This is a genomic window from Streptomyces sp. NPDC002306, from assembly GCF_053593435.1.
In genome coordinates this window covers 303360-328379 of the sequence record NZ_JBSFCK010000005.1, presented here as the reverse complement: position 1 = coordinate 328379, position 25020 = coordinate 303360, and the positions used below count along the sequence as shown (strand labels likewise).

The 25020-nt window shown below is 72.4% G+C and carries 20 protein-coding genes; 7 read left to right on the top strand and 13 right to left on the bottom strand.

Translation table 11 applies throughout. From position 1 onward, the window contains the following. Positions 1 to 163: 163 nt before the first annotated feature. The 6 genes from araD to ACWCQK_RS13460 form a co-directional block, all read right to left on the bottom strand. Positions 164 to 1915 carry an L-arabinonate dehydratase gene (araD, locus tag ACWCQK_RS13485; protein WP_451155180.1) on the bottom strand — a complete coding sequence of 584 codons (1752 nt, stop codon included), beginning with the start codon at positions 1913 to 1915 and terminating at the stop codon, positions 164 to 166. Next, the gene (locus tag ACWCQK_RS13480; protein WP_451155178.1) at positions 1912 to 2823 is read right to left on the bottom strand and encodes a dihydrodipicolinate synthase family protein; all 912 of its coding nucleotides are present in this window, start codon (positions 2821 to 2823) and stop codon (positions 1912 to 1914) included. Before ACWCQK_RS13480 ends, araD begins: the two co-directional genes overlap by 4 nt. Continuing rightward, positions 2820 to 3524 (bottom strand): GntR family transcriptional regulator, encoded by a 705-nt coding sequence (locus ACWCQK_RS13475; RefSeq protein WP_451155176.1) that lies wholly within the window; start codon positions 3522 to 3524, stop codon positions 2820 to 2822. The genes ACWCQK_RS13480 and ACWCQK_RS13475 overlap by 4 nt, the downstream gene beginning before the upstream one ends. A 231-nt stretch (positions 3525 to 3755) precedes the next feature. Beyond that, entirely contained in the window at positions 3756 to 4505 is a 750-nt protein-coding gene (locus ACWCQK_RS13470) for an MBL fold metallo-hydrolase (RefSeq protein ID WP_451155174.1), read from the bottom strand. Positions 4506 to 4603: 98 nt separating this feature from the next. Continuing rightward, the gene (locus ACWCQK_RS13465; RefSeq protein ID WP_451155172.1) at positions 4604 to 5770 is read right to left on the bottom strand and encodes a hypothetical protein; all 1167 of its coding nucleotides are present in this window, start codon (positions 5768 to 5770) and stop codon (positions 4604 to 4606) included. Continuing rightward, positions 5767 to 6708: a 5-dehydro-4-deoxyglucarate dehydratase gene (locus ACWCQK_RS13460; RefSeq protein WP_451155170.1), complete on the bottom strand. Its 942-nt coding sequence runs from the start codon at positions 6706 to 6708 to the stop codon at positions 5767 to 5769. Before ACWCQK_RS13460 ends, ACWCQK_RS13465 begins: the two co-directional genes overlap by 4 nt. Positions 6709 to 6985: 277 nt before the next feature. Between ACWCQK_RS13460 and ACWCQK_RS13455 the strand changes: the two genes are divergently transcribed. The 6 genes from ACWCQK_RS13455 to ACWCQK_RS13430 all read left to right on the top strand — a co-directional run bounded on the left by ACWCQK_RS13455 (position 6986) and on the right by ACWCQK_RS13430 (position 13527). Further along, a complete protein-coding gene (locus tag ACWCQK_RS13455) occupies positions 6986 to 7795 on the top strand; it encodes an NAD-dependent epimerase/dehydratase family protein (protein WP_451155168.1) in 810 nt (269 codons plus the stop codon). A gap of 290 nt (positions 7796 to 8085) precedes the next feature. Then, complete coding sequence (locus ACWCQK_RS13450) at positions 8086 to 8856, top strand: DeoR/GlpR family DNA-binding transcription regulator (protein ID WP_451155166.1); 771 nt, start codon at positions 8086 to 8088, stop codon at positions 8854 to 8856. Between the two features lie 102 nt (positions 8857 to 8958). After that, a complete protein-coding gene (locus ACWCQK_RS13445) occupies positions 8959 to 10329 on the top strand; it encodes an ABC transporter substrate-binding protein (RefSeq protein ID WP_451155164.1) in 1371 nt (456 codons plus the stop codon). Beyond that, entirely contained in the window at positions 10326 to 11264 is a 939-nt protein-coding gene (locus tag ACWCQK_RS13440; RefSeq protein ID WP_451155162.1) for a carbohydrate ABC transporter permease, read from the top strand. Before ACWCQK_RS13445 ends, ACWCQK_RS13440 begins: the two co-directional genes overlap by 4 nt. After that, the gene (locus ACWCQK_RS13435; RefSeq protein ID WP_451155160.1) at positions 11261 to 12109 is read left to right on the top strand and encodes a carbohydrate ABC transporter permease; all 849 of its coding nucleotides are present in this window, start codon (positions 11261 to 11263) and stop codon (positions 12107 to 12109) included. The genes ACWCQK_RS13440 and ACWCQK_RS13435 overlap by 4 nt, the downstream gene beginning before the upstream one ends. 215 nt (positions 12110 to 12324) lie before the next feature. Further along, positions 12325 to 13527, top strand: a complete 1203-nt coding sequence (locus ACWCQK_RS13430; RefSeq protein ID WP_451155355.1) for a TerD family protein — start codon at positions 12325 to 12327, stop codon at positions 13525 to 13527. 97 nt (positions 13528 to 13624) lie between these two features. Here the strand turns inward: ACWCQK_RS13430 and ACWCQK_RS13425 are convergent, their stop codons facing one another. The 4 genes from ACWCQK_RS13425 to ACWCQK_RS13410 form a co-directional block, all read right to left on the bottom strand. Further along, positions 13625 to 14191: a TetR/AcrR family transcriptional regulator gene (locus tag ACWCQK_RS13425; protein WP_451155158.1), complete on the bottom strand. Its 567-nt coding sequence runs from the start codon at positions 14189 to 14191 to the stop codon at positions 13625 to 13627. Positions 14192 to 14494: 303 nt separating this feature from the next. After that, positions 14495 to 16078 (bottom strand): TROVE domain-containing protein, encoded by a 1584-nt coding sequence (locus ACWCQK_RS13420; protein ID WP_451155156.1) that lies wholly within the window; start codon positions 16076 to 16078, stop codon positions 14495 to 14497. Positions 16079 to 16447: 369 nt separating this feature from the next. Next, positions 16448 to 17896: an alkaline phosphatase PhoX gene (locus tag ACWCQK_RS13415; RefSeq protein ID WP_451155154.1), complete on the bottom strand. Its 1449-nt coding sequence runs from the start codon at positions 17894 to 17896 to the stop codon at positions 16448 to 16450. Positions 17897 to 18222: 326 nt separating this feature from the next. After that, positions 18223 to 19665: a hypothetical protein gene (locus ACWCQK_RS13410; RefSeq protein WP_451155152.1), complete on the bottom strand. Its 1443-nt coding sequence runs from the start codon at positions 19663 to 19665 to the stop codon at positions 18223 to 18225. Between the two features lie 461 nt (positions 19666 to 20126). Between ACWCQK_RS13410 and ACWCQK_RS13405 the strand changes: the two genes are divergently transcribed. Continuing rightward, positions 20127 to 21953 (top strand): endonuclease/exonuclease/phosphatase family protein, encoded by a 1827-nt coding sequence (locus ACWCQK_RS13405; protein ID WP_451155150.1) that lies wholly within the window; start codon positions 20127 to 20129, stop codon positions 21951 to 21953. Between the two features lie 27 nt (positions 21954 to 21980). Here ACWCQK_RS13405 and ACWCQK_RS13400 read toward each other — a convergent pair whose 3' ends face one another. The 3 genes from ACWCQK_RS13400 to ACWCQK_RS13390 all read right to left on the bottom strand — a co-directional run bounded on the left by ACWCQK_RS13400 (position 21981) and on the right by ACWCQK_RS13390 (position 24513). Beyond that, positions 21981 to 22712, bottom strand: coding sequence for an SRPBCC domain-containing protein (locus tag ACWCQK_RS13400; RefSeq protein WP_451155148.1), 732 nt, complete (start codon positions 22710 to 22712; stop codon positions 21981 to 21983). 13 nt (positions 22713 to 22725) lie between these two features. Next, the gene (locus tag ACWCQK_RS13395; RefSeq protein ID WP_451155146.1) at positions 22726 to 23346 is read right to left on the bottom strand and encodes an ArsR/SmtB family transcription factor; all 621 of its coding nucleotides are present in this window, start codon (positions 23344 to 23346) and stop codon (positions 22726 to 22728) included. Between the two features lie 702 nt (positions 23347 to 24048). Next, positions 24049 to 24513 carry a DUF3618 domain-containing protein gene (locus ACWCQK_RS13390; RefSeq protein WP_451155144.1) on the bottom strand — a complete coding sequence of 155 codons (465 nt, stop codon included), beginning with the start codon at positions 24511 to 24513 and terminating at the stop codon, positions 24049 to 24051. Positions 24514 to 25020 lie beyond the last annotated feature (507 nt).

Here is a 25020-nt window from a genome sequence, read left to right as displayed (position 1 = left end):
TCGGTACGTCGGGCGTGCGCGGTGCTCGCGTGGTGCCTGCCTGGCGATTGCGTGGCGCTGAAGTGGTGTGCGCGGGTGGTGCGCGGGTGGTGCCTGCCTGGTACAGGAAGCGCTTTCTCCCTGTGCAGGGGTGTGCCGTGCCGAACGGCCGGACCCGCGGGGGTCAGCCCGCGTACGGATCCGGCACCTGGCCCGGGCGGGCCAGGAACGCGAAGTCGCAGCCGGTGTCGGCCTGGGTGATCTGCTCGTTGTAGAGCGCGCCGTAGCCACGCTCGTAGCGCACGGGCGGCGGCGTCCACTCCGCCCTGCGTCGCTCCAACTCCGTCTCGTCCACGTCGAGATGGAGGATGCGCGCGTCGACGTCCAGGGTGATCGGGTCGCCGGTGCGCACCAGCGCCAGCGGCCCGCCGATGTACGACTCCGGTGCCACGTGCAGCACACAGGCGCCGTAACTCGTCCCGCTCATCCGGGCGTCGGAGATCCGCACCATGTCCCGCACACCCTGCTTGAGCAGATGGTCGGGGATGGGCAGCATCCCGTACTCCGGCATGCCCGGACCGCCCTTGGGCCCGGCGTTGCGCAGCACCAGCACGCTGTCCGCGGTGATGCCGAGCGCGGGGTCGTCGATGGTCCGCTGCATCGTCCTGTAGTCGTCGAAGACGACGGCCGTCCCGGTGTGCTTGAGCAGGTGCCGCTCGGCGGCGATGTGCTTGATGACGGCACCGTCCGGGCAGAGGTTGCCGCGCAGGACGGCGACCCCGCCCTCGCCCGCGACCGGGTTGTCCCGCGGGCGGATCACGTCGTCGTCGTGCACCCGGGCGCCGGCGAGCTGTTCGCGCAGGGTGTCGTACGAGATCGTCGGCCGGTCGAGGTGGAGCAGGTCCGTGATCCGGGAGAGGAACCCCGGGACGCCGCCCGCGAAGTGGAAGTCCTCCATGAGGTAGGTCCGGCCGCCGGGGCGGACGTTGGCGAGGACGGGGACCGTGCGGGCGACGCGGTCGAAGTCGTCGAGGGTGAGGGCGACCCCGGCCCGGCCCGCCATGGCGATCAGGTGGATCACGGCGTTGGTGGAGCCGCCGAGGCCGAGGACGGTGGTGACGGCGTCCTCGAAGGCGTCACGGGTGAGGATCTCGGAGAGGGTCCGCCCCTTGTGGACTTGTTCAACGATCCTCATGCCCGCCGAGGCGGCCATCCGATCGTGTCCCGAGTCCACGGCGGGAATGCTCGACGCTCCGGGAACCGTCACGCCGAGCGCCTCCGCCGCCGCCGTCAGTGTGGACGCCGTCCCCATCGTCATGCAGTGCCCGGGGGAACGCGCGAGCCCGTTCTCCAGCTCGGTCATCTCGCAGTCACCGATGAGGCCGGCCCGCTTGTCGTCCCAGTACTTCCACATGTCGGTCCCGGAGCCGAGGACCTCGTTGCGCCAGTGGCCGGGCAGCATGGGCCCGGCGGGCACGAACACGGTCGGCAGGTCGACGGAGGCGGCCCCCATGAGCAGGGCGGGCGTGGTCTTGTCGCAGCCGCCCATCAGCACGGCGCCGTCCACCGGATAGGACCGCAGCAGTTCCTCGGTCTCCATCGCGAGCAGGTTGCGGTAGAGCATCGGGGTCGGCTTCTGGAAGGTCTCGCTGAGCGTGGAGACCGGGAACTCGAGCGGGAATCCGCCCGCCTGCCACACGCCCCGTTTCACGGCCTGCGCCCGGTCCCGCAGGTGCACATGGCAGGGGTTGATGTCGGACCAGGTGTTGAGGATCGCGATGACGGGCTTGCCCAGGTGCTCCTCGGGGAGGTAGCCGAGCTGGCGGGTGCGGGCGCGGTGGCTGAAGGAGCGCAGTCCGTCGGCGCCGTACCACTGGTGGCTTCTGAGCTCCTCCGGGCGCCTGTTCGCCTCCGGGGACCCTCCCCCGGGCTTCACAGGGACCACCCGGCCGCGATGGCGGCGACCTCGGCCCGCTCCCGCTCCGGCAGCATCCTGCTCGGCGGGCGGACCTCGCGGCGGCACAGGCCGAGGGAGGCGAGCGCCTCCTTGACGACGGTGACGTTGTCGGCGGAGCCGCCCGCGGCGCGCAGCTCCTCGAAGCGGCGGATCTGTTCCCAGACCTTCATGGCGGCCGGGTAGTCGCCCGCCCGCAGCGCCTCGATCATGTTCAGCGAGAGGGCCGGGGCGACGTTCACGAGTCCGGAGGTGAAGCCGGTGGCGCCCGCGGAGAAGTACGAGGGGGCGTAGGGCTCGGCGAGACCGGCGACCCAGACGAACCGTTCCAGCCCGGCGTCGCGGGCGAAGGCGGCGAACCGGGAGGCGTCCGGGACGGCGTACTTTACGCCGATGACGTTCGGGCAGGCGTCCGCGAGCTCGGCGAGGCGGGCGCCGTCGAGCCGCGCGTCGCGGAGGTAGGGAACGACACCCAGTTCGGGCACGGCGTCGGCGACGGCGCGGTGGTAGTCGACCCATCCGCGCTGCGAGACGTAGGGGTGGACGGGTTGATGGACCATGACCATCTCGGCCCCGAGCTCACGGGCGTGACGCGCGGAGTCGACGGCGGTGGGCACATCGTGGCCGACCCCGACGAGGATCGTTGAACGATCCCCCGCCTCATCGATCGTCAGCTCCGTGACCAGACGGCGCTCCTCGGGGGTGAGGGCGTAGAACTCGCCGGTGTTGCCGTTGGGGGTGAGCGTGGTGATCCCGCCGTCGAGCAGCCGGCGCAGCAGGGTCCGGTGGGCGCGCCGGTCGACGGAGCCGTCCTCGGCGAACGGGGTCACCGGGATCGCCACCACATCGGCCAGGGCCGCCCGCTGGGACTCGAACGCCACGCTGCTCATTCCCGGCCTCCCTCTGCCGCCGTCTCCGCCGCCGCTTCTGGCTCTGCTGCCGCTCCTGCCTCTGCCTCCGCCTGGGGGAACGCGCGCCGCACGAAGGACGCGATGTGGGCGTGCAGGGCGCTCGCCGCGCCGTCCGCGTCCCCGTCGAGGGCCAGCCGCAGGATCTCCCGGTGCTCGCCGGCCTCCCGCTCCCAGGAGGGCGAGGCGGCCCAGGCGACGGCGGAGACCAGGGCCGCCTGGTCACGGACCTCGTCGAGCATCCGGCCGAGCAGCGGGTTGCCGCACGGGAGGTACAGGGCCCGGTGGAACTCCCTGTTCGCGAGCGAGCGTTCGGCGGTGTCCGTGGCGTCGTCGGCCCGGGTCAGCGCGTCGCGCGCGGTGTCCAGGGAGGCGCCGCGCCGCACGGCCCGCCTCAGCGCCTCGGGTTCCAGCAGCAGCCGGACGTCGTAGACCTCGCGCGCCATGTCCGCGTCCACCATGCGTACCGTGACGCCCTTGTACTGGTTCATCACGACGAGTCCGGTGCCGGCCAGGGTCTTGAGCGCCTCGCGCACCGGGGTCTTGGACACCCCGAACCGCGCGGCGAGTTCGGTCTCGACCAGTGCCTGACCTGGCGTCAGCTCCCCGGTGAGGATGCGGTGTTTGATCGCCTCCAGCACGAACTGCGTACGGGAGGGGATCGGGATGGGCACAGAGGTCATGCGCGCCTCTCGGATCTCACGTGACGGATCCCGCGCAGCGGGTCCCGCGTATCGGATCTCATGTATCGCGTCTCATATATGACGTACGAAGTACGACGCGTTGAAGGTAGGAGCGGCCCTGCCGTTCGTCAATGCTTCCGACAAAGGAAGTCGGCGTAGCCGGAAGAGAACCGGAGGAGAGGCGGAGGAGAGGCGACGCGGCCCGCGAGGAAGGCTCCAAGAGCCCCGCTCTCAGAACGACTTCGTCTCGCCCTCGCGCGCGACCGAGACCCGGCCGCCGTACACCGTGGCCGCGCGCATCACGGCCGCCTCCCGGGTGAGCGTGGGTCCCACATGGGTGATCAGGAGCTCCCGCGCGCCCTTCGCGTACGCGCCGGCCTCCTCGGGTGTGAGATGCACCGGACGTTCGCCTTCGTGACGGCGGTCGATGTCGGCCTCGCAGAGGAACACGTCCGCGCGGGAGGCGAGTTCGGTGAGCGCGTCGCAGGGGCCGCTGTCCCCGGAGTACGCGAGGACGCTCCCCTGGCACTCGGCGCGCAGTCCGTACGCCTCGGCGTCGTGGGCGACGGCGCGCGTGGTGAGGCGGAGGTTCCAGTGCCGTACGGCGTGGTTGTCGTGCAGGGGCCGGAAGTCGAGGATGCCGCTCAGGAAGCGCGTGTCCGGCTGCCCGAAGAACCCGGCCAGCCGCCGGGCGCAGTCCCTCGGGGCGTACACCGGGACGGGTACGGGCGGGGTGAGCCCGCCGAAGGCGAACGCGTAGACCGCCGACAGCAGGTCGGCGCTGTGGTCGGCGTGCAGATGGGAGATCCAGACGGCCGTGAGCCGTGTGGGATCGGTGTGCCGCTGCAACTCCGCGAAGGTTCCCGGCCCGGCGTCCACCCACACCTCGGCGCCTCCGCCGCGCAGCAGGTAGCCGGAGCAGGGGCGGCCGGGCTGCGGGTGCGGGGAGGCGGTGCCGAGGACGGTGAGGCTCAGGGGCATGGACCGGAGAGTACGTTTCCCGGCCCCGGCCCGCTTCCGGTTCCGGGTGGTCTACGGCTTCCGGCCGGGTCCCGTCCGCCCTGCCGGCCGGGCCCGCTTCAGCGGGTGGCGAGCGCCTCCCGTACCGCCGCCAGGTCGCCGTCAGACGCCAACCCGGCGTGATAGAGGCGCAGTTCCGTCGCCCCGCACGCGCGGGCACGGGCCGCGTCCGCCGCCAGGGTCGCGGGGCTGCCGCCCATCCCGGAGATCACGGTGAGGTTGGCCGCCAGGACCGCGCCCGCGCGCCCCTGCTCGGCGAAGGGGGTCAGCGGGCCGGGCCCGCCCGCGCAGGGCACGACCACGCCGTCCGCGACGGACAGGATGTGCGCGGGGTCCACGCCGACGTTCGCGCCGCAGTGGTACCACACCGGATCCGCGTGCAGCAGGACCTGGAAGCCGTCGGGTGCGGCGGCGCGGACGGCGGCGACCGCCTCCTCCTGGAGGGTGCGGGCCGTCGTCCCGCGCCACGCGCGCGTGGCCGTCGCCCGCGCCTCGCCGAGCAGCTTCTCGACGCCCGCCCAGCCGCCGTCGCCGTCGGCCGCGCCCCGCCACAGCGGTTCCAGCGCGTCGCGAACGGCGTTCGCCAGCTCGTCGGCGTCCAGTCCCTGGTTCCCGTACCCGGCCCGGCAGTCCGGGCAGAAGCAGAGGGCCATCAGGTACTGTCCGGCGTCCCCCAGGCCGACCCCGCCGGTCTTGTCGTGGGCGTGCAGGTGGGGCAGCCCGTACCAGCCGAGGGACTCCAGCTCGGTGCCGCGCGCCCCGGGCCGTACGGCGGCCTCGGCTGCCAGGTCGACGAGGTACGCGCGCGTGGCGGGCTGCGCGATGCACGGCGCCCAGGGGTAGCGGTCGCCGTAGGCGTTGACGACCGAGGTGTCCGGGTGTTCCGCGCCCAGGCGGGAGTTGTGCGCGAGGACCACCCAGGTGTGCACCTCGAGACCGGCGTCCGCGAGCGCGGCGGACGCCTCGCCGTAGGCGTCCCCGGGGGCCCAGTCCCCGGCCGGACAGGGCCGCAGGGCGCGGGCCGTCCAGCGGTCGCCGAGCGGGTACAGCGCGGCGGCGTGCTCGGCGGTGACGACGCGGTGGCGCGGGTGGCGCGGGGTCAGGGCGCGGGTGGAGTGGTAGGCGGCGGCGAGGGTGACCTGTTCCACGCCGAGCGCGGCGATCCGGGCGGCCGCCCGCGGATCGCCGTTGACGTCCCAGGGGTAGACGAACGCCGACGCCTTCACTCGCCCGCCTCCAGCAGCGCGTCCGCGCGTTCGATCAGCCGGGCGAGCTGCTTCACATGCTCCTCGGTCGGCTCGTGCAGCGGCGGCCGCACCTCGCCCACGTCCAGCCCGCACAGCCGTACACCGGCCTTGACCAGGGAGACGGCGTAACCACGGCCCTGGGCGCGCAGTTCGACGAAGGGGCGGTAGAAGCCGTCCAGGAGCCGGTGGGCGGTGGCGTCGTCGCCCGACCTCAGCGCCTGGTGGAAGGCGAGGGCGAGTTCCGGGACGAAGCAGAACACGGCGGAGGAGTAGAGGGTGATGCCGAGGGCGCGGTAGGCGAGCTGGGTCTGCTCGGCGGTGGGCAGCCCGTTGAAGTAGAGGAAGTCGCCGGGCGCCTCGGTGCGTACGGCACTGACGATGCGCTGCATCAGGTCCAGGTCGCCGAGGCCGTCCTTGAGGCCGATGATCCCGTCGGTGCGGGCCAGCCCGACCACGGTCTCGGGGGTGAACACGGCGTTGTCGCGCTGGTAGACGATGACGGGCAGGTCCGTCGCCGCGGCCACCTCGCGGTAGTGCCGCAGCAGCCCCTCCTGGCCGGCGACCACGAGGTACGGCGGCATGGCGAGGAGTCCGTCGGCGCCGGCCGTCCGCGCGAGCCGGGCGTACCGTACGGCGAGCGCGGTGCCGTAGCCGGCGCCGGCGATCACCGGCACGCGCCCGTCGGCCGCCTCCACGGCCGCCCGTACGCAGTCCTCGAACTCCTCGGGTGTCAGCGCGTGGAACTCGCCGGTGCCGCAGCAGGCGAAGACGGCGGCGGCACCGGCCTCGACGCCCCGGCGCACATGCGCGCGGTAGACGTCGAGATCGACGGAGCCGTCGGGGCCGAAGGGGGTGACGGGGAAGAACAACGGCCCGCTGGGGATGCCGAGTCGAGCGGCGAGGGGGGCTGGCGTCACGGGCTCTCCCTAGGACAGGCGCGCACGTTTCCGATCCGCGCTCACGCTTCTGATCGGCGTCTACATTTCTGAACACGCCTAGCCTAAGGAGCCATCTCGGGGCCGGTCAAGCGCGCACATCCGCAATACGGAAGCGGATTCAGCAGGTCCGCGCCACACTTGACGGGACAGACCCAGGATCCTTAGCGTGTCCACGCATGTGAATACCGTCCATGGATACGTACTGTCCTCAGTTGCGGCCACCTGTCTCAGGCGGCGGACCCAAGGAGACCCGAGGATGCCCGCTCCGCGCACCGTTCTGCTCACCGGCGCCGCCGGCGGGCTCGGCACCCTGATGCGGGGCCTGCTCCCCGACCTCGGCTACCGGCTGCGGCTGCTCGACATGCGGCCGATCGAGGGCGAGCCCGACGCGATCACGGCGGACCTGGCCGACCGGGAGGCGCTGCGGGAGGCCGTCCGGGGCGTCGACGCGATCATCCACCTCGCGGGCATCTCCCTGGAAGCCTCCTTCGACAAAATCCTCCGGGCGAACATCGAGGGGACCTACCACCTGTACGAGGCGGCCCGCGAGGAGGGCGTCGGACGCGTCGTCTTCGCCTCCTCCAACCACGCGGTGGGCTTCACCCCCGCACCGCGCGGGGACGATCCGCTGATCCCGGTCGACACCCCGCGCCGCCCGGACACCTTCTACGGCCTGTCCAAGTCCTTCGGCGAGGACCTCGCCCAGTTCTACTGGGACAAGCACGGCCTGGAGAGCGTCTCGGTGCGCATCGGCTCCTGTTTCCCGGAGCCCACCAGCGTGCGCATGCTGTCGGTCTGGATGAGCCCCGCCGACGGCGCCCGCCTCTTCCACGCGGCCCTGACCGCCGAGCGCGTCGGCCACACCGTGGTCTACGGCTCCTCCGCCAACACCCGCCTGTGGTGGGACCTGTCGAGCGCGCGGGCGCTGGGCTACGAACCGCGCGACGACTCCGAGCCGTACGCCGGGAAGCTGATCGCCGAACACGGCGAGCTGGACCCGGCGAACCCCGCGCAGTCCCACCTGGGCGGCCACTTCGTGAACGACCCGCCGATCTGGCCGTACTGAGCCGTACCGGCCGCAACGAGTCGGCGCGAGACGGTGGGCGGGCACCGAACGGGCCCGCCCACCGCCCTGTTCGGGCATCGACGCCGCCCGTTCTCCCGCCCTCCCGCACGGCCTCGCAGGTCCGCGGCGGGCACCGGCCCGGCGGAACGGGCCCGGGCGGGCCGTATCGGACCTGCAACAGGCCTGGTCAGCGCCGCGCACCCGCTGTACAACTTCCCCCATGGGCCCCATCGGGCCCCACCGGGCCCGAACGGGCAGGGATGTCGGAGAGGGGAGAGCGGGTGGCGGCCATGAGCGTGCGGACGGCGGAAGAACGCCAGCGGGAGATCGTCCGGGTGGCCCGCACCACCGGCTCGGTCGACGTCACCGCCCTCGCGGCCGAACTGGGCGTGGCCAAGGAGACCGTACGACGGGATCTGCGCGCCCTGGAGGACCACGGTCTGGTGCGCCGTACCCACGGCGGCGCCTATCCCGTGGAGAGCGCCGGATTCGAGACGACGCTCGCCTTCCGCGCCACCAGCCATGTGCCCGAGAAGCGCCGGATCGCGGCCGCCGCCGCGGAACTGCTCGGGGACGCCGAGACGGTCTTCGTCGACGAGGGGTTCACCCCGCAGCTCATCGCCGAGGCGCTGCCCCGGGACCGTCCGCTGACCGTGGTCACCGCCTCCCTGCCGGTGGCCGGCTCCCTCGCCGGGACCGGGAACGTGTCGGTCCTGCTGCTCGGCGGCCGGGTCCGCTCCGGCACGCTGGCGACCGTCGACCACTGGACGACGAAGATGCTGGCCGGCTTCGTCATCGACCTCGCCTACCTCGGCGCCAACGGCATCTCCCGCGAGCACGGCCTGACCACCCCCGACCCCGCGGTCGGCGAGGTCAAGGCCCAGGCCGTCCGTGCCGCACGGCGCACGGTCTTCGCGGGCGTGCACACCAAGTTCGGAGCGGTCAGCTTCTGCCGGTTCGCCGAGATCGGCGTGCTGGAGACGATCGTGACGAGCACGCTGCTGCCGGCCTCCGAGGCCCATCGGTACTCCCTGCTCGGGCCGCAGGTCATCCGCGTCTGACAGCCCGGCCCACTCCGTCCGGGCACACACCTCACCACCCCCAGGGCGCCATCACCTCCCCACCGCACGCCCTTTACCCACCTATACGTCCAGGAGCGATCCATGCGAACCCCGAGCCGACGGAGGCCGCGAGCCACACTCGCCGCGGTCGCCGCAGGGACGCTGCTCGCCCCGCTGCTCTCCGGCTGCTGGGTCGGGGCGGGCGGGGCGGGATCGGGCGGCGACTCGATCAACGTCCTGATGGTCAACAACCCGCAGATGACCGAGTTGCGGAAGCTCACCGCCGCGCACTTCACCCGGGAGACCGGCATCGAGGTGAACTTCACCGTCCTGCCGGAGAACGACGTCCGCGACAAGATCAGCCAGGACTTCGCCAACCAGGCGGGCCAGTACGACGTCGCCACCCTGTCCAACTACGAGATACCGATCTACGCAAAGAACGGCTGGCTGGAACCGATGGACGCGTACGTCGCCGAGGACCCGGCGTACGACGAGCAGGACGTCCTGACACCGATGCGCCGGTCCCTCACCGCCGACGACGGCAAGCTCTACGGCCAGCCCTTCTACGGCGAGTCCTCCTTCCTGATGTACCGCAAGGACGTGTTCGCCGCGAAGGGCCTGACGATGCCCGCGCATCCGACCTGGACCCAGGTGGCGGACCTCGCCGCGCGGGCGGACGGCGCCGAGCCCGGCATGAAGGGCATCTGCCTGCGCGGACTGCCGGGGTGGGGCGAGGTGATGGCCCCGCTCACCACCGTCGTGAACACCTTCGGCGGCACCTGGTTCGACCAGGACTGGAAGGCGCGGCTCGACTCCCCGGAGTTCAGGAAGGCGACGACGTTCTATGTCGACCTCGTGCGCGAGCACGGCGAGTCCGGGGCGGCCCAGTCGGGCTTCGCCGAGTGCCTCAACAACATGACCCAGGGCAAGGTCGCCATGTGGTACGACGCCACCTCCGCGGCCGGTTCCCTGGAGGCGGCGGACTCCCCGGTCAAGGGCAGGCTCGGCTACGCCCCCGCACCCGTGGAGAGGACCGAATCCGCCGGCTGGCTCTACACCTGGGCCTGGGGCATCCAGAAGGCGTCCCGCAACCCCGACAAGGCCTGGAAGTTCGTCTCCTGGGCCTCCGGCAAGGAGTACGAGCAGCTGGTCGGCGACGAGGTCGGCTGGGCCGACGTGCCGGCCGGGAAGCGGGCGTCGACGTACGAGAACCCGGACTACCGCGCGGAGGCCGCCGCCTTCCAGGAGATGACCAGGGAGGCCATCGAGGGCGCCCGCCCCGACGACCCCGGGGTGCAGCCGCGTCCCGCGCCCGGCATCCAGTTCGTCGGCATCCCCGAGTTCACCGACCTCGGCACCAAGGTCTCCCAGGAGATCAGCGCGGCCATCGCCGGACGCCAGTCCGTCGACTCGGCCCTGACCAAGTCCCAGCGGCTGGCCGAGAAGATCGCCGAGGAGTACGAGGGACGATGACAGCCACGACGACGGCCCCTGCCGCCACCACTCCCCCACGCACGACGCACCGGCCCTCCGCCCGGCTGCGCGCCTGGTCGACCCGGGCCCCGCTGCTGCCCGCCCTCATCTTCATGATCGCCGTGACCCAGCTGCCGTTCGTGGCCACGCTGGTGATCTCCTTCTTCGACTGGAACGCCCTCTACCCCAAGGCCCGCCGCTTCACCGGCCTGGACAACTACCAGCAGGTGCTCACCGACGCGGACCTGCGCCACTCGGTGTGGACGACCGTGCTGCTGACCGTCGCGGTGGTCCTGGCCGGTCTCGTCCTGGGCCTGGCGCTGGCACTGCTGCTGGACCGCCGGTTCCCGGGCCGGGGCGTGGTCCGCACCCTGCTGATCGCACCGTTCCTGGTGGTACCGGTCGCGGCGGCCCTGCTGTGGAAGCACGTGCTCTACAACCCCGAGTACGGCCTGTTCAACGGCCTGTTGCACTACGTCGGCGGCCCCCGGCCGGACTGGATCTCGAACACCCCGCTGCTCGCGGTCGAGGCGTCCCTGGTGTGGCAGTGGACCCCGTTCATGATGCTGATCCTGCTGGCGGGCCTGCAGAGCCGGGACCGGGAGCAGCTGGAGGCCGCCCGGGTGGACGGCGCGAGCGACTGGCAGGTCTTCCGCCATCTCACCCTGCCGCACCTGCGCCGCTACCTGGAACTGGGCGCCCTGCTGGGCTCGATCCACATCGTCCAGAACTTCGACGCGGTCTTCACGATCACGTCCGGCGGCCTCGGCACGGCGAACCTTCCGTACACCGTGTACCAGAGCTTCTACCAGGCCCACGAGAACGGCCTCGCCTCGGCCGCGGGCGTCCTGGTGGTCATCGGCTCGATCGTCATCGCGACCTTCGCCCTGCGCGTGGTGTCGTCCCTGTTCCGCGAGGAGATGTCACGCGCATGAGCGCCACAGCCGTACGAGGACGCGGCCGCCGCAAGGACGCCGGGCTGGGCCTGCTGGCCTGGCTCGCCGGAGTCCTGTTCTTCCTGCCCATCGCCTGGATGGCGCTGACGTCCTTCCACTCCGAGCAGGACGCGGCGACCGACCCGCCGTCCTTCGGGGCCGCGCTGACGCTGGACGGCTACCGGGAGTTCTTCGGCACCGGCGGCGGGGCGAGCCCCTGGCCGGCGCTGATCAACTCGACGGTGGCGTCGACGGTGTCGACGGCACTGGTGCTGGCGCTGGCGCTGCCCGCCGCGTACGCGCTGTCGATCCGCCCGGTCCGTCGGTGGAGGGACGTCCTGTTCTTCTTCCTCTCGACGAAGATGCTGCCGGCCGTGGCGGGCCTGCTGCCGATCTACCTGTTCGCGAAGAACGCCGGAATGCTCGACAACATCTGGCTCCTGGTCATCCTCTACACGTCCATGAACCTGCCGATCGCGGTGTGGATGATGCAGTCGTTCCTGGCCGAGGTGCCGGTGGCGGTGATCGAGGCGGCGCGGGTGGACGGCGCACGACTGCCGACGGTCCTGACCCGCGTGGTCGCCCCGATCGCCCTGCCCGGCATCGCGGCGACCGCCCTGATCTGCTTCATCTTCAGCTGGAACGAGCTGCTGTTCGCCCGGGTGCTGACCGGAGTGGTCGCCGAGACCGCCCCCGTCTTCCTCACCGGCTTCATCACCAGCCAGGGCCTGTTCCTGGCGAAGATGTGCGCCGCGTCACTCGTCGTCTCCCTGCCGGTGCTCGCCGCGGGGTTCGCCGCCCAGGACAAGCTGGTCCAGGGCCTGTCGTTGGGAGCCGTCAAATGAGGGCCGCCGCCATCGAGTCCGTGGGCCGGGCCGTCGTCACCCAGGCGCCCGAGCTGCCGACTCCTGCCGGGGCACGAGTGCGCGGGGCGGGTGGTCGGGGCGGCCGGGCAGGGGCCGCGGGGGCCCGGAGAACACCCCGCCGCCGCGCCCACCCGATTGGCCGCCAGGTAAGGGAACGGTAAAGCGGCCCCGCTCGTTCACCCGGCATGACAGCTATGACACCCGGCTCGAACATCCCTCTGTCGGCCACCCGCGTGACGGTGGACGTCGCCGCCCCGGTGCGGCTCGACGTATCGGGCCTGCTGCTCACCGCCGACGGCAAGGTGCGCTCCGACGACGACTTCATCTTCTACAACCAGCCGAGCGGACCGGGCGTGACCTACCGCTCGGGCGGCGGCGCGGTTCCCGACGCGATCATCGTCGACACCTCCGCCGTCCCGCCGGGCATCGAGAAGATCGTCATCACCGCGAGCCCGGACGGCGCGGGCCAGACCTTCCAGGGCGTCGAGCCCACGGCCACGATCCGCAACGCGGCCGACAACAGCGTCCTGGCCACGTTCACGCCCCCGCAGCTCGGCACCGAGACGGCCCTGGTGGTCGTGGAGGTCTATCTCCGCAACGGCGCCTGGAAGGCCCGCGCGGTCGGCCAGGGATACGCCGACGGTCTGGCCGGCATCGCCACCGACTTCGGTGTGTCGGTCGAGGAACCGGCCGCCGCCGCCCCGCCCGCCGCCGCCGCCGCTCAGCCGGTCGCCCCGCCGCCGCCCGCCATGCAGCCCCCGGCCGCCCCGCCCATGCCCCCGGCCCCGCCCGCGCCGCCCGCCGCCGCGCCCGGCACCGGGAAGATCAACCTCGACAAGGGCCGGGTCAGCCTCCAGAAGAACCAGACCGTCTCCCTGGTCAAGGGCGGCCGCCCGCTGCTCTCCCAGGTCAAGATGGGCCTCGGCTGGGAGCCCGCGTACCGCGGCGGTGACATCGACCTGGACGCGTCGGTCATCGCCTTCGGCCCGCAGCGCAACCACATCGACAGCTGCTACTTCGGCAAGCTCTCCATCGTGAACGGCGCCATCAAGCACTCCGGTGACAACCTCACCGGTGAGGGCGGTGGCGACGACGAGGTGATCGTCGTGGACCTCGGGCGGCTCCCGCAGGAGGTCACCGGCCTGGTCTTCACGGTCAACTCCTTCTCGGGCCAGAAGTTCACCGACGTCGCCAAGGCCTACTGCCGCCTCCTGGACGCCGCGAGCGGCGAGGAACTCGTCCGCTTCGACCTCACCAACGCCGAGGCGCAGACGGGTGTGCTGATGGCGAAGCTGATCCGGCAGTTCTCCGGCGAGTGGGAGATGACCGCGATGGGCGACTTCGTCAAGGCGCGCACCGTACGGAACATGGTGAAGCCGGCGGCCCAGTCGCTCTAGGTCCTACGGCCCCGCACGGGGCGGACGGTTGCCGAGGGGCTCGGCCGGGTGTCCTACGAGCCCCTTCCACCGCCCGCCCGGGCGGTCCCCGGACCGCCTACGCCCGCAGTCCCTCCGTCAGCAGCGCGACATACCGGCGGATGGACTTCCCCTGCCCGTCGGCCAGTTCCGACGCCGTCGCCACCCCGTGGGCCAGCCGCAGGACCTCGACCGGCTCGATGTCCCGCCGCAGCGTGCCCTCCTCCTGCGCCGCCCCGACCAGCCGCGTCGCCGCACCCCGTACCGAGGTCGCGCACGCCGTCACCGTGGCCGAGCCGCCGTCGGTGACCGCCGACCCCAGGAGGGTCTTCAGGCCGCGCACCTGGATCGTGCCGACGCACAGCTCGTTCAGCCACTCCACCAGCGCCTCGCCCGGGGGCAGCCGCCCCGCGAGCTCGTCGGCGCGCGCCGCCAGCGCCTCGACGCGGTCCACGTACGCGGCCTCCAGCAGCGCATGCCGGGTCGGGAAGTGCCGGTAGAGCGTGCCGGACCCGACCCCCGCCCGCTTGGCGATGTCGTCCAGGGACGCGCCTTCCCCATGCTCGGCGAAGGCCTCCGCCGCCGCCTTCAGCAACCGCTCATAGTTGCGCCGAGCGTCCGCACGCATGGGCTTGACCTGCGTCATCCAGTTACTCCTCGCACACCGGGGACACTCTCCGCATCTTGTCGAGGACCGAACGGAGACAGCACCCGCTCACCTCGCGGGCAGTCCGTGCTGCCCGCATGGTCCATCACATCACCCGGGGACACCAGACAGGGAGCACTCGGTGTCGACCCGTCCACCCGGTGCACGCCGACCGCCCGTAACGGTCGGCGCGGCACGCCGTCGGCATCGGTGCCGGCTACCGGCACCGGCCCACCGGTGCCGGCGTCGGTTCCGGTACCGGCCTGACCGTGGCCCGCACCGAAGTGCGGGCCACGGCCGGTGTCAGCCGGTCCAGGGCCAGTCGGCGTCCCTGGCCGCCTCGAGCAGCGGCACCATCCGGAAGGCCGCGTCCGAGAGGCCGCCGAAGGTGTGCCGGCCGTCCTTCCCCGACGGGCCGTGGCCGGCCCCGTACCCGGCCAGGTTCCAGGTGTAGACCGGCACGCCCGCCGGGACCTGCTCGGTCGGGTCCCCGTGCCGGCTGTACGCGTACTGCTCGTCCGTGACGATCAGTACCCGGTCGTGCCCCTTGTAGTGGCGCCGTACGGCCTCGGTGGTGTCGGTGCCGCCCAGGTCGCCGAAACGCTCCAGGACCTTCAGCACCGACTCGCCCTCGCGGAACTTCATCCGGTTGCTGCTGGTGCCGAACTCGACGAGGTCGGCGTCCGCCGCCCGCAGCGCGAGCGCCGTACCGAAGATCGCCGCCGCGTCGGCCCGGCTGAGCTCCGAGCGGTCGGACAGCCGGGAGTGGAACATCGACCCCGAGCGGTCCACGAGCACCAGGGTGCGCCCCGGCAGCGCGGGCACGTTGGCCAGCGAGTGGCCGAGCGCCCGCTCCAGCGGGTACGACCAGCGCAGCGACGGCGCGTGCTGGTACGCGGCGAGGTACCGGAAGGGGAACTGCCGCGAGCGCGCGACCTCCGCCGGGTCGCTGATCCGCGCGGCGACCTCGGCCGCCACCGCGTCACTGACGCCCGCCTCGTCGAAGTTGCGCAGGTTACGCGTCAGCGCCATCACGCCCATGGACGGGATCACCGCCTCCCAGGCCTCCTTGTCCATCGGCCCCTGGAGCCAGCCCGCCAGCGCCTCCCACGTCATCCCGGCCTCCGCGAGCCGCTCGGCGCCGCCCGCGGAGGTGACCACCGCGCGCCGCCGTGCCACCGGCAGCGCCATCAGCTCGCGGTGCGCGGTCAGGACCCGGTTCGAGGCGGGCGGCACGGCGGTGTCCGGGTGGTGCCGACGGTCGAGGGCGTACTGGAACAGCTCGCCCTGCCACGGCTTGTCCGGGTCGGGTGCCGCGTGCACGACGTTGAGGATGTCGCCGAAGCGGTAGCCCTTGGAGGCGGTGTCGTACTTCAGCAGCGACCTGCCGCCGTAGAGACGTCGAACGGCGTCGGCGATGCCGCGCTTGACCGGCTTCGGCACGTTGCGGCCGTACACCGAGGTCCAGTACGCGAGCAGTTCGCCGGGCTCGTCGGGGCGCTGGAGCACGGAGGCCACGACCTGCCGGTTCGACGGGCCGTCGGTCGCGCCGGCGTCCAGCCGCGCCTTCACGTACTCGGCGGCGCCCACGACCGAGGCGCTGCGGAGGTTGCCCTCGCCGCGCAGCCAGCCGAGCAGTCCGGCGGTCCAGACCGGGTCGCTGACGGCGAGCTCGCACACCAGGCGCGCGAAGCGGTCGTCGCGGCCAGCACCGGTCTCGTAGAAGGTCCGCTGGGAGACGAAGTGGGACACGGCGAGCAGGAAGAGCTCGGAGCGCGCGTCGCGCTCCTGCCCTCGGCCGCCCTGGTAGGTGCGCAGCACCCGTCCCGTGGACGTCACCCGCGAGGTGGGCCGCGCCTTCGCGGTGCGGACATTGAATCGCGCCATGGTGAATTCCCCCGAATTCCGCTACGACTTTCCCGTCGGACAACGGAGGGAGGAACAGCTGAAGGAGGGTGCCCGAGATCAGGGGTCGACGACGGACTTATTTCCGGATGCTCTGCCGATTGAGCTACACCGACCCGAAGTCGATGACGGGACTCGAACCCGCAACCTTCCGATCCCTGAAGTAACCGTTGCCTGCGCACCGGGCACCCACCAAGAGCTGCGCCTCCCGAGATCAAGTCGGCGGCGGCATCGGATTCTTTGACAGAGAAGTAGCCGCCGCCATCGCACCGGGAGGTGCGTGACATTGTGATCTCACTGTAGGAGGCGCAGCTCGGGTGGAGCGAGCGAATTAGATACCTCTCCCGGTCCTCATCGCTTGTGCCGCTTCCAGGGCCCCGTGATGGCCAGCATGATGCCGGGGGTCTGGATATTGGCGAACAGCGTCTTCCCGTCGGGCGAGAAGGTGACGCCGGTGAACTCGCTGTACTCGGGCTTCTCCGCGGTGCCGGCGTTCAGCTCGTTGCGGGCGATGGGGTACGTCCGGCCGCTGTCGGTGGCGCCGAACAGGTGCTGGACGCCCTCGCCGTCCTCGGCGATGACGAGACCGCCGTACGGGGAGACCGTGATGTTGTCGGGGCCGTCGAAGGCGCCGTCGACGGACGGGTCCGGGTTGACACCGATCAGGACCTTGAGCGTGAGGGTGCGCCGCTTGGGGTCGTAGAACCAGACCGCGCCGTCGTGCTGGGCGCCGGGGCTTTCGGTGCGGGCGTACGAGGAGACGATGTACGTGCCGCCGTCGCCCCACCACATGCCTTCGAGCTTGCGGGCGCGGGTGACCTCGCCGGCGCCGAACTGCTTGCGCACCGAGACCGTCTTCGCGTCGCGGTCGGGAACGTCGATCCAGTCGACCCCGTACACCGTGCCGATCTTGGTGGCGCGGGACAGGTCGTCGACGAACTTGCCGCCGGAGTCGAAGCACTTGAAGGCCTGGAGCACGCCCGCGTTCTCGGCGAGGCGGCGCAGCTTGCCGTGGCCGTGGCAGAAGTCCTCGGGCGGCGTCCAGCGGTACAGCAGGCCGTTCGGGTTGGACGCGTCCTCGGTCAGGTAGAGGTGGCCGCGCTTGGGGTCGACGACGACGGCCTCGTGGGCGTAGCGGCCGAGCGCCTTGATCGGCTTGGGGTTGCGGTTGGCGCGGCGGTCGGCGGGGTCGACCTCGAAGACGTAGCCGTGGTCCTTGGTGAACCCGTTGGTGCCGGTCTTGTCCTCGGTCTCCTCGCAGGTGAGCCAGGTGCCCCAAGGGGTGTTGCCACCGGCGCAGTTGGTGGCGGTGCCCGCGATGCCGACCCATTCGGCGACATGGCCGCCGGGACGGATCTCGACGACCGTGCAGCCGCCGGCCGCGGCCGGGTCGTAGACCAGGCCCTCGGTGAGCGGTACCGGGTGGGGCCACTGGGCGCGCGGGCCGGCCAGCTCGTGGTTGTTGACGAGGAGGGTGGTGCCGCGGGGACCGTCGAAGGTCGACGTGCCGTCGTGGTTGGAGGGGGTGAACTCGCCCGACTCCAGCTTGGTCTGGCCGCTGTAGGTGATGACGCGGTACTTGAAACCGGCGGGCAGGGCGAGCAGGCCCTTGGGGTCGGGGACCAGCGGTCCGTAGCCGACCCCGCCGTGCGCGTCCGCCGACGCCTCTCCGACGCTCTCGGTGTCCGTGGAGGCGAGGGCGTTCGGCGCGGTGGCGAGGGCGCCGACGCTGCCCGCCAGCGCGACCCCGGCACTCGTGATCGCGGATTTCCTGGCGAAGTCCCTGCGGCTGAGCGACATGGTGTCTCCTGTGACGGTGGGTGTGCCGTGGAGGGTGGCGGTCGCGGTTCCGCGACACCGTCCCGCCCCCGCCTGAACGGGAGTTGAACACCGGGCGACCGAAGCGGACCGCGTTCCATGAATCCGTATGCTCCCGGCCCGCCGAAAGCAAAATGCGCCCGGCCGTCGGCGTGACGCCGCCGCGCCCGGCGGTCGTACCCGGCGGTCGCGCCCGGCGGTCGCGCCCGGCCGTCCCGCTCAGCCGTCGTGCTCGGCGTCGCCTTCAACCGTCCCGCTCAGCCGTCGTGCCCGGCCTCGGGTTCAGTCGTCGCGCTCGGCCGTCGTGCTCAGCCCTGTTGCTGCGAGCGTGCCTTGAACGCCGCCTTGCGGGCCTCCTTGGCCACCTTCTTGTCGGGGTGGAGGCGGCCCATGGCCTCCAGCACGTCAGCGGTGGCCGGGTGGTCCACCCGCCAGGCGGCGGCGAAGAAGCCGCCGTGCTGCTCGGCGAGTCCCTCCACGAGGGCCTGGAGTTCCTCGGAGTTGCCCTCGGCGGCCAGTTGAGCGGCCACGGTGTCGACGGTGAGCCAGAAGACCATGGCCTGCGACGGCACGGGCACGTCGGGGGCGCCGTGCTCGCTCAGCCACACCCGGGCGAGACCGCCCAGTTCGGCGTCGTCGAGGACCTCCCGCAGCGCCGGTTCGGCCTCGCCGCCGACCAGGGACAGCGCCTGCTGGCAGCGCAGTCGCCGCAGTGGCGCGCCGGCGTCGGCGCCGCGCGCCGCCGCGAGCAACTCCCGCGCCGCGGCGAGAGGTTCGCGGTGGGCGAGCCACTGCTCGGTCTCGGCGTGCGCCGCCGCGGGCGGGAACCCGGCCGTCCCGTCGAGCAGCGCGTCCGCGCCCTTGTCCGAAAGCTCACCCACGGCGGGGGCCTCGAACCCGGCCTCCAGCAGCCGCGCGCGCACGCCGTACCGGCCGAGGGGGGTGAGGCGGACCATGCCGTAGCGGGCGACGTCGGCTTCGTCGAGCTGCGCGGGGAGTTCCGCGACGGCGTCGTCGGTGTCCGCCATGAGCGCCTCGTCGACCGGCCGGTACTCCACCAGCCCGACGGGCTCCAGCAGCCGGAACTGGTCGTCCAGCCGCATCATCGCGTCCGACACCTGCTCCAGCATGTCGTTGGTGGGCTCGCCCATGTCGTCGGGTACGAGCATCGACGCGGCGAGCGCGGGCAGCGGCACCGGGCCGTCGCCGGGGCCGCCCTCGCTGACCGTCAGCAGGTACAGGTTGCCGAGGACGCCGTCGAGGAACTCGGCCTCCGCGTCCGGGTCCCAGTCCAGCCCGGCGAGGTCGACCGCACCGCCCTCGTCCATCGCCGCGACCAGGTCGTCGAGGTCGGGCACGCTCGCGTCGGCCAGCACGGTCTCCAGCGCGGTCAACCACACCCCGAGCACGTCGTGCGGGGAGCCGCCAGCGAGCAGGTCGAGGTCCTCGCCCGCCGTCACGGTGCCCGCCTCCTCGTCGACGACGTCGACGAGCCCGGTGTCCACGGCGATCCGCCAGGACTCGCTCGCCAGGGCGGCCGCGTCGTCGCCGGTCAGCCCGAGGGCGCCGGCGGCGGCGGGCAGCTGTTCCGCCACGAGTTCCCCGCCCGCCTCGACCCGGGTGTCGGGTCCGGTCCAGCGGGCGAGCAGGACGGCCCGTGAGAGCAACGGCGTGGACAGGGCGTCCCGCGCCAGCTCCGCTTCGGGGCGCAGCCGCACCGGCGGCAGGGAGGAGCTGGAGCTTTCTGACATCGGCTGGTTCTCCTAGGGCGCCTTGACGGCCGTACGCATCACGGTTCGACCACTCAGCCTAGACGGATTTCCACCCATGCCGCCCGGTTCATCTGCCCGCCGGTGGCCGCTCCTGGCCGAAACCTTGACAACTGGCGTGAGCAGACGGGAGATTGACGCGCGTAGATGTTCAGCGGACACTTGTTCACCGGATTTTCTACGCGCGTCGCCGCCCCCTGGGGGCCGCGGCCCCACGACGTTCCACGTTCGACCCACGCACCACCCCTGCTCCACCGAGGCGCACGTTCGACCGACGTGCCCCCGTGTCCCACCGAGGCGCACGTTCGACCGACGTGCCCCCCGTTCCAGGCAGGTGCACGTTCGACCGACGTGCCACCCGTGCTCCACCCCGTGCACGTTCGACCGACGTGCCGTGTCCCGCCCATGTCCCGGCGCTCACGTATGTCCCCGGAGGGATCCCGTTGCCGAGCAAGTCCTCCGCGCGCTTCGCCGCGCTCACCGTCGCCGCCCTGTGCTCCGCGGCCTCGACCGTCGTCCTCAGCTCGCCCGCGCACGCGGACGCCGTACGCGTCCACGACGTCCAGGGCACCACGCGCACCTCCCCGTACGCCGGCCTCCAGGTCACGGACGTGCCCGGAATCGTCACCGCCGTCCGTGCCTACGGCTCGTCCAAGGGGTTCTGGATGCAGGATCCGGACCCGGACACCGACCCGGCCACCAGCGAGGGCGTGTTCGTCTTCACCGGTTCCGCCCCGAAGGTCGCGGTCGGTGACGCCGTCACGGTCACCGGCACCGTCGCGGAGTACGTCCCGGGCGGCGCCTCGACCGGCAACCAGACGCTGACCGAGATCACCAAGGCGACCGTCACCGTCGTCTCCGGCGGCAACGCCGTCCCGGCCGCCACGGTCGTCGGCGCGCGGTCCGTGCCGGACGCGTACACCCCCGCGGGCGACACCGCCGCGGGCGGCTCGGTCAACGGCCTCACCCTGAGGCCGCGGAAGTACGCCCTGGACTTCTACGAGTCCCTGGAAGGCATGACCGTCCAGATCTCCGACACCCGCGTGGTCACGGCCACCGACCCGTACAGCGAGCTGTGGGTCACGGTGAAGCCGCACGAGCACGCCAACCGCCGCGGCGGCACCGTCTACGGCTCCTACGGCGCGCAGAACACCGGCCGCCTCCAGATACAGTCCCTCGGCGCGACCGCCGACTTCCCCGTGGCGGACGTCGGCGACACGCTCACCGGCGCCACCAGCGGCCCCCTGGACTACAACCAGTACGGCGGCTACACCCTCGTCGCGAACGAGCTCGGCACCCTGAGGAGCGCCGGACTCACGCGCGAGACGACCCGGAAGCAGTCGCGCGGCGAGCTGGCCGTGGCGACGTACAACGTCGAGAACCTCGACCCCGGCGACGCCACCTTCGAGGAGCACGCCGCCGCGATCGTGCACAACCTCCGGTCGCCCGACATCGTGTCCCTGGAGGAGATCCAGGACGACAACGGCGCGACGGACGACGGCACGGTCACCGCCGGCCGGACGGTGACCAAGCTGATCGACGCGATCGTCGCGGCGGGCGGCCCGGCCTACCGGTGGCGCTCCATCGACCCGGCGAACGACACCGACGGCGGCGAGCCGGGCGGCAACATCCGCCAGGTCTTCCTGTTCAACCCCGAGCGGGTCTCCTTCACCGACCGCGCGGGCGGCGACGCCTCCACCGCCGTCGGCGTCACCGAGGTGCGCGGCAAGGCTCGGCTGACGGCGTCGCCCGGCCGGATCGACCCGGCGAACCCGGCCTGGGCGAGCAGCCGCAAGCCGCTGGCCGGCGAGTTCGTCTTCCGTGGCAGGACGGTCTTCGTGATCGCCAACCACTTCAACTCCAAGGGCGGCGACCAGGGGCTGACCTCGCAGTACCAGCCGGTGGCGCGGAGCTCGGAGACCCAGCGCCACCAGCAGGCGACACTCGTCAACGCCTTCGTCAAGGACATCCTCGACACCCAGCGCGACGCGGACGTCATCGCCCTCGGCGACATCAACGACTTCGAGTTCTCCGGCACGGCGAAGATCCTCGAAGGCGACGGCGAGCTGTGGTCGGCGATCAAGTCGCTGCCCCGGAGCGAGCGTTACACCTACGACTACCAGGGCAACCAGCAGGTCCTGGACCAGATCCTGGTCAGCCCGTCGATCCGGCGCGGCTGCGACTTCGCGTACGACAGCGTGCACATCAACTCGGAGTTCCACGACCAGATCAGCGACCACGACCCGCAGGTGCTGCGCTTCGAGCCGTAACCCGGACCCGCACCGCCCGCCGCCTGCTCAGGACTGGCCGAACACCCCGTCCAGCCAGCCCTGCCAGGCGGTCTCGTCCGCCTTGGCGTCGGCGCCCGGCGCGAAGTCGTGCACGGAGATGCCGACCGGCGCGCCCCAGTGGTTGCGTCCGAAGAAGCGGATGAGGGCGTCGTCGGTGCGCAGCCCGAGGAAGTACGGGTTGCGGTAGTCGACCACGGCGTCGAGCTCGCGCCCGGCCGGCCCGCGGGCCGTCACCCGCACCCCCTGGGCCGTGTCCTCGGCCAGACCGAGGGCCCGGCCCACGGCGGCGAAGGCGTCGGCGGCCGTGGACGCCCCGGGGCCGTTGAGCGTCGCGAAGGCGACCGGGCGGCCCGCGAAGTGCGTCAGGTACTCGCGCAGGGTGTGCAGGTAGAAGTCGGTGTGCTTGCTCGCGCCGTCGTACTGGTTGTCCCAGTCGTCGGTGAAGATCCCGCTGTGCACGTACCGCACCCAGGCCCGCCGGCCGCCGTCGCGGGGCTCGATGGTGTTGTCGAGCTGGTTGAGGCTCTGCGTCGGGAAGCCCACGTCCTCGCTGCGCGAGGTGAGGCGGTGCGGCGGGTCCCAGTTCGTGAGCGTGGACCCGAAGGGGCCGGTGCGGCTCTCGCCGTCGAACTCCATCGGCCACAGCCACCCGCCGGTGCCGTGGGTGAGGCCCTCCCACACCTCCTCGGGCGTTGCGTCGACCTCAAACTCGCGGACGATCTCGAATTCCTTGGACATCACTGACTCCTGGCTACTTCTGGTCGATTTCCGGGGTGGCGGCGGGGGGCTGCGGCCGGACCGTGGGGTGGAGGGCCACGACGATCCGGTGGTCACGGCCGTCGTCGGCCTCCGGGGCGTCGTACTTGCGGATCAGGGCGCTGACGCCCGCCGTCAGCTCCTCGACGAACGCTGCCCGGTCGGCTGCCGAGGCGAAGCGCACCTCGCCGTCCAGCGCGTAGGTCGCCAGCCGTTTGCGGGCCTTCGCCGCGCCGGTCACCAGCGAGCCGACGTCCCGGACCAGCCGGGCGCCGAGGGCGAGCAGCCAGCGCGCGGAGAGCTGGTCGCGGAAGCGGTCCGGGTCCGGCTGCACCGCGGCGAGCGCGAGCGGTGAGATCACGTACGACGCCGCCGTCGCCCGCATCAGCCGCTCGGTGACGTTGCCCTTGCGGCGCTCGCCGGCCAGCTCCACCAGGCCGTGCCGCTCCAGTGCCTTGAGGTGGTAGTTCACCTTCTGCCTGGCCAGCCCGACCTGGCCGGCCAGCATGGCGGCGGAGGCGGGGCCCGCGGCCAGCTCGGCGAGCAGCCTGGCCCTGATGGGGTCCAGGGACACTGCCGCGGCCTCAGGGTCCTCGATCACGGTGACATCCAGCATGCCTTCACCTTCCCACCGAACACTTTTTTTGTCCAGGAGGCTGGATTGTTCGGTGAGGGGTGGGAGTGGGGGGTGCGGGGGCGGGGTGGTGCGGGAGGCGGGTGATGCGGGTGGTCCGGGCGCCGCGATCCTCCGCGCGGCGGGCGACCGTGCGGGATGGTCCCGCGCCGACGTCGTCCCTGTCGCAGCCGGCCCTGTCACGCGAGGCGTCCGTGCGGCGGGCGACCGTGTGGCGATCGTGCCCGCCGCGACCGTCGCCCCTGCCTCGGCAGGCCCTCCCGTGGCCGTCCGCGCGGTGCCGGTCCGCACGGCAGGCGCCCGCGCGACGATCGACTGTGCCGCCATCGCGCCTACTGCGACCGCCCGTACCACGGCCGTTCATACCGCATCGGTCCGCGCACCGACCGTCCGCGCCCCGAACCTCCATCCGACGGCCGCCCCTGCCGCAGTCCCCCGTCCCTACCGCTGCCGCTGCCGCGGCCGCGCCTACCACGACCGTCCGCGACGGTCCGTGCCGCGGCCGTCCATACCGCCATCCTCCGTGCGGCCCTCGTCCCCGCTTCAGCGGGTCCTGCCGCGCGCGGCGCGCGCAAGCGGCGGACGGCTGACAGCGGACAGCGGACAGCGGACAACGCGCCCCAGGGCTGGGTCCGGACCGGTTCCTCCGGTCCGGACCCAGCCCTGGGCTCGCGCTCCGAACGTTTACCGCGCGTCGCGCCGGCGCCGCACCACAGCGGCCGCGACGACCGCCGCCCCCGCCGCACCGACGATCAGCACCGGCCGCGGGTGCCGCCGCCCGGCCTGGACGGCGGTGCGGATCGGGCCCGGAACCACGTGCTCCGCCGAGCGTCCCGCGCGGGTCGCCGTGTCCTGGAGGCTGTGTCCGGCCCGTACGGCCGTGTCCTGCGCGCCGTGTCCCGCGCGTACCGCCGTGTCCTGCACGCCGTGCCCGGCCTGCGCGGCGCTGCTGCGCAACTGGACGGTCATCGCGCCCGCCCGGTCCCTGAGGTCGGCTGCCCGCGCCCTCGCCCGGCCCTTGACGTCCACCTTCGCCGCCAACTCCTGCACGGTCGCGCCGAGTTGGCTCCTGGTCCGCTCGATTCGGCGGCGCAGCTCGTCGGGCCCCTCGGCCCCAAGAGCGCCTCGTGCCGTCCTGTCCGTCGTCATCGGTGGGTCCTTTCCCTGGTCTGCTGGGCATCGACATCGGCACCGGCCCTGACGCCGCCGAGGCTCTCCTCGGACGCAGGGCGCCACGCCATGGGGCGCCACTCCATGGGCCGCCTCGGCGTGAGGAGCCTCGTCGGTGTGCGGCGCAGGGGCCGGCAGGACCCGGCACGGCCGGTCACGGCCGGGAGGCCGGCCGGCGCGCGCGGCACCCGTACGGGCCATGCAGGCGGAAGCGCGGCGGTGGCAGGCCCGGCCGGGGCCGGCCGCCTCGCGCAGGAGACGGCACCCGTCGGGCCGCCGCCGCACCCCGCACGCCACCCCGCCTCGGCCAACTCCGCCTCCACCGGGCGCGTTTCCGGTCGCGCGGGGCGGTAGGTCCGTACGGCGGGCCGCCCCGCAGCCGCGGCCATGGAGCACCGCTCCGCGTCCCGACCGGCGTGCGCGGGCCGGGCGTTCATGGTCGCGCTCACGATGTCCCGCCTCCTCCCGGCCGCAGAACCTTCGGGT

Coding starts and splice junctions, on each gene's coding strand:
- ACWCQK_RS13480 (WP_451155178.1), bottom strand. CDS start 2,823: ATGAGCAGCGTGGCGTTCGAGTCCCAGCGGGCGGCCCTGGCCGATGTG.
- ACWCQK_RS13475 (WP_451155176.1), bottom strand. CDS start 3,524: ATGACCTCTGTGCCCATCCCGATCCCCTCCCGTACGCAGTTCGTGCTG.
- ACWCQK_RS13470 (WP_451155174.1), bottom strand. CDS start 4,505: ATGCCCCTGAGCCTCACCGTCCTCGGCACCGCCTCCCCGCACCCGCAG.
- ACWCQK_RS13455 (WP_451155168.1), top strand. CDS start 6,986: ATGCCCGCTCCGCGCACCGTTCTGCTCACCGGCGCCGCCGGCGGGCTC.
- ACWCQK_RS13450 (WP_451155166.1), top strand. CDS start 8,086: ATGAGCGTGCGGACGGCGGAAGAACGCCAGCGGGAGATCGTCCGGGTG.
- ACWCQK_RS13445 (WP_451155164.1), top strand. CDS start 8,959: ATGCGAACCCCGAGCCGACGGAGGCCGCGAGCCACACTCGCCGCGGTC.
- ACWCQK_RS13440 (WP_451155162.1), top strand. CDS start 10,326: ATGACAGCCACGACGACGGCCCCTGCCGCCACCACTCCCCCACGCACG.
- ACWCQK_RS13435 (WP_451155160.1), top strand. CDS start 11,261: ATGAGCGCCACAGCCGTACGAGGACGCGGCCGCCGCAAGGACGCCGGG.
- ACWCQK_RS13430 (WP_451155355.1), top strand. CDS start 12,325: ATGACACCCGGCTCGAACATCCCTCTGTCGGCCACCCGCGTGACGGTG.
- ACWCQK_RS13425 (WP_451155158.1), bottom strand. CDS start 14,191: ATGACGCAGGTCAAGCCCATGCGTGCGGACGCTCGGCGCAACTATGAG.
- ACWCQK_RS13420 (WP_451155156.1), bottom strand. CDS start 16,078: ATGGCGCGATTCAATGTCCGCACCGCGAAGGCGCGGCCCACCTCGCGG.
- ACWCQK_RS13415 (WP_451155154.1), bottom strand. CDS start 17,896: ATGTCGCTCAGCCGCAGGGACTTCGCCAGGAAATCCGCGATCACGAGT.
- ACWCQK_RS13410 (WP_451155152.1), bottom strand. CDS start 19,665: ATGTCAGAAAGCTCCAGCTCCTCCCTGCCGCCGGTGCGGCTGCGCCCC.
- ACWCQK_RS13400 (WP_451155148.1), bottom strand. CDS start 22,712: ATGTCCAAGGAATTCGAGATCGTCCGCGAGTTTGAGGTCGACGCAACG.
- ACWCQK_RS13395 (WP_451155146.1), bottom strand. CDS start 23,346: ATGCTGGATGTCACCGTGATCGAGGACCCTGAGGCCGCGGCAGTGTCC.
- ACWCQK_RS13390 (WP_451155144.1), bottom strand. CDS start 24,513: ATGACGACGGACAGGACGGCACGAGGCGCTCTTGGGGCCGAGGGGCCC.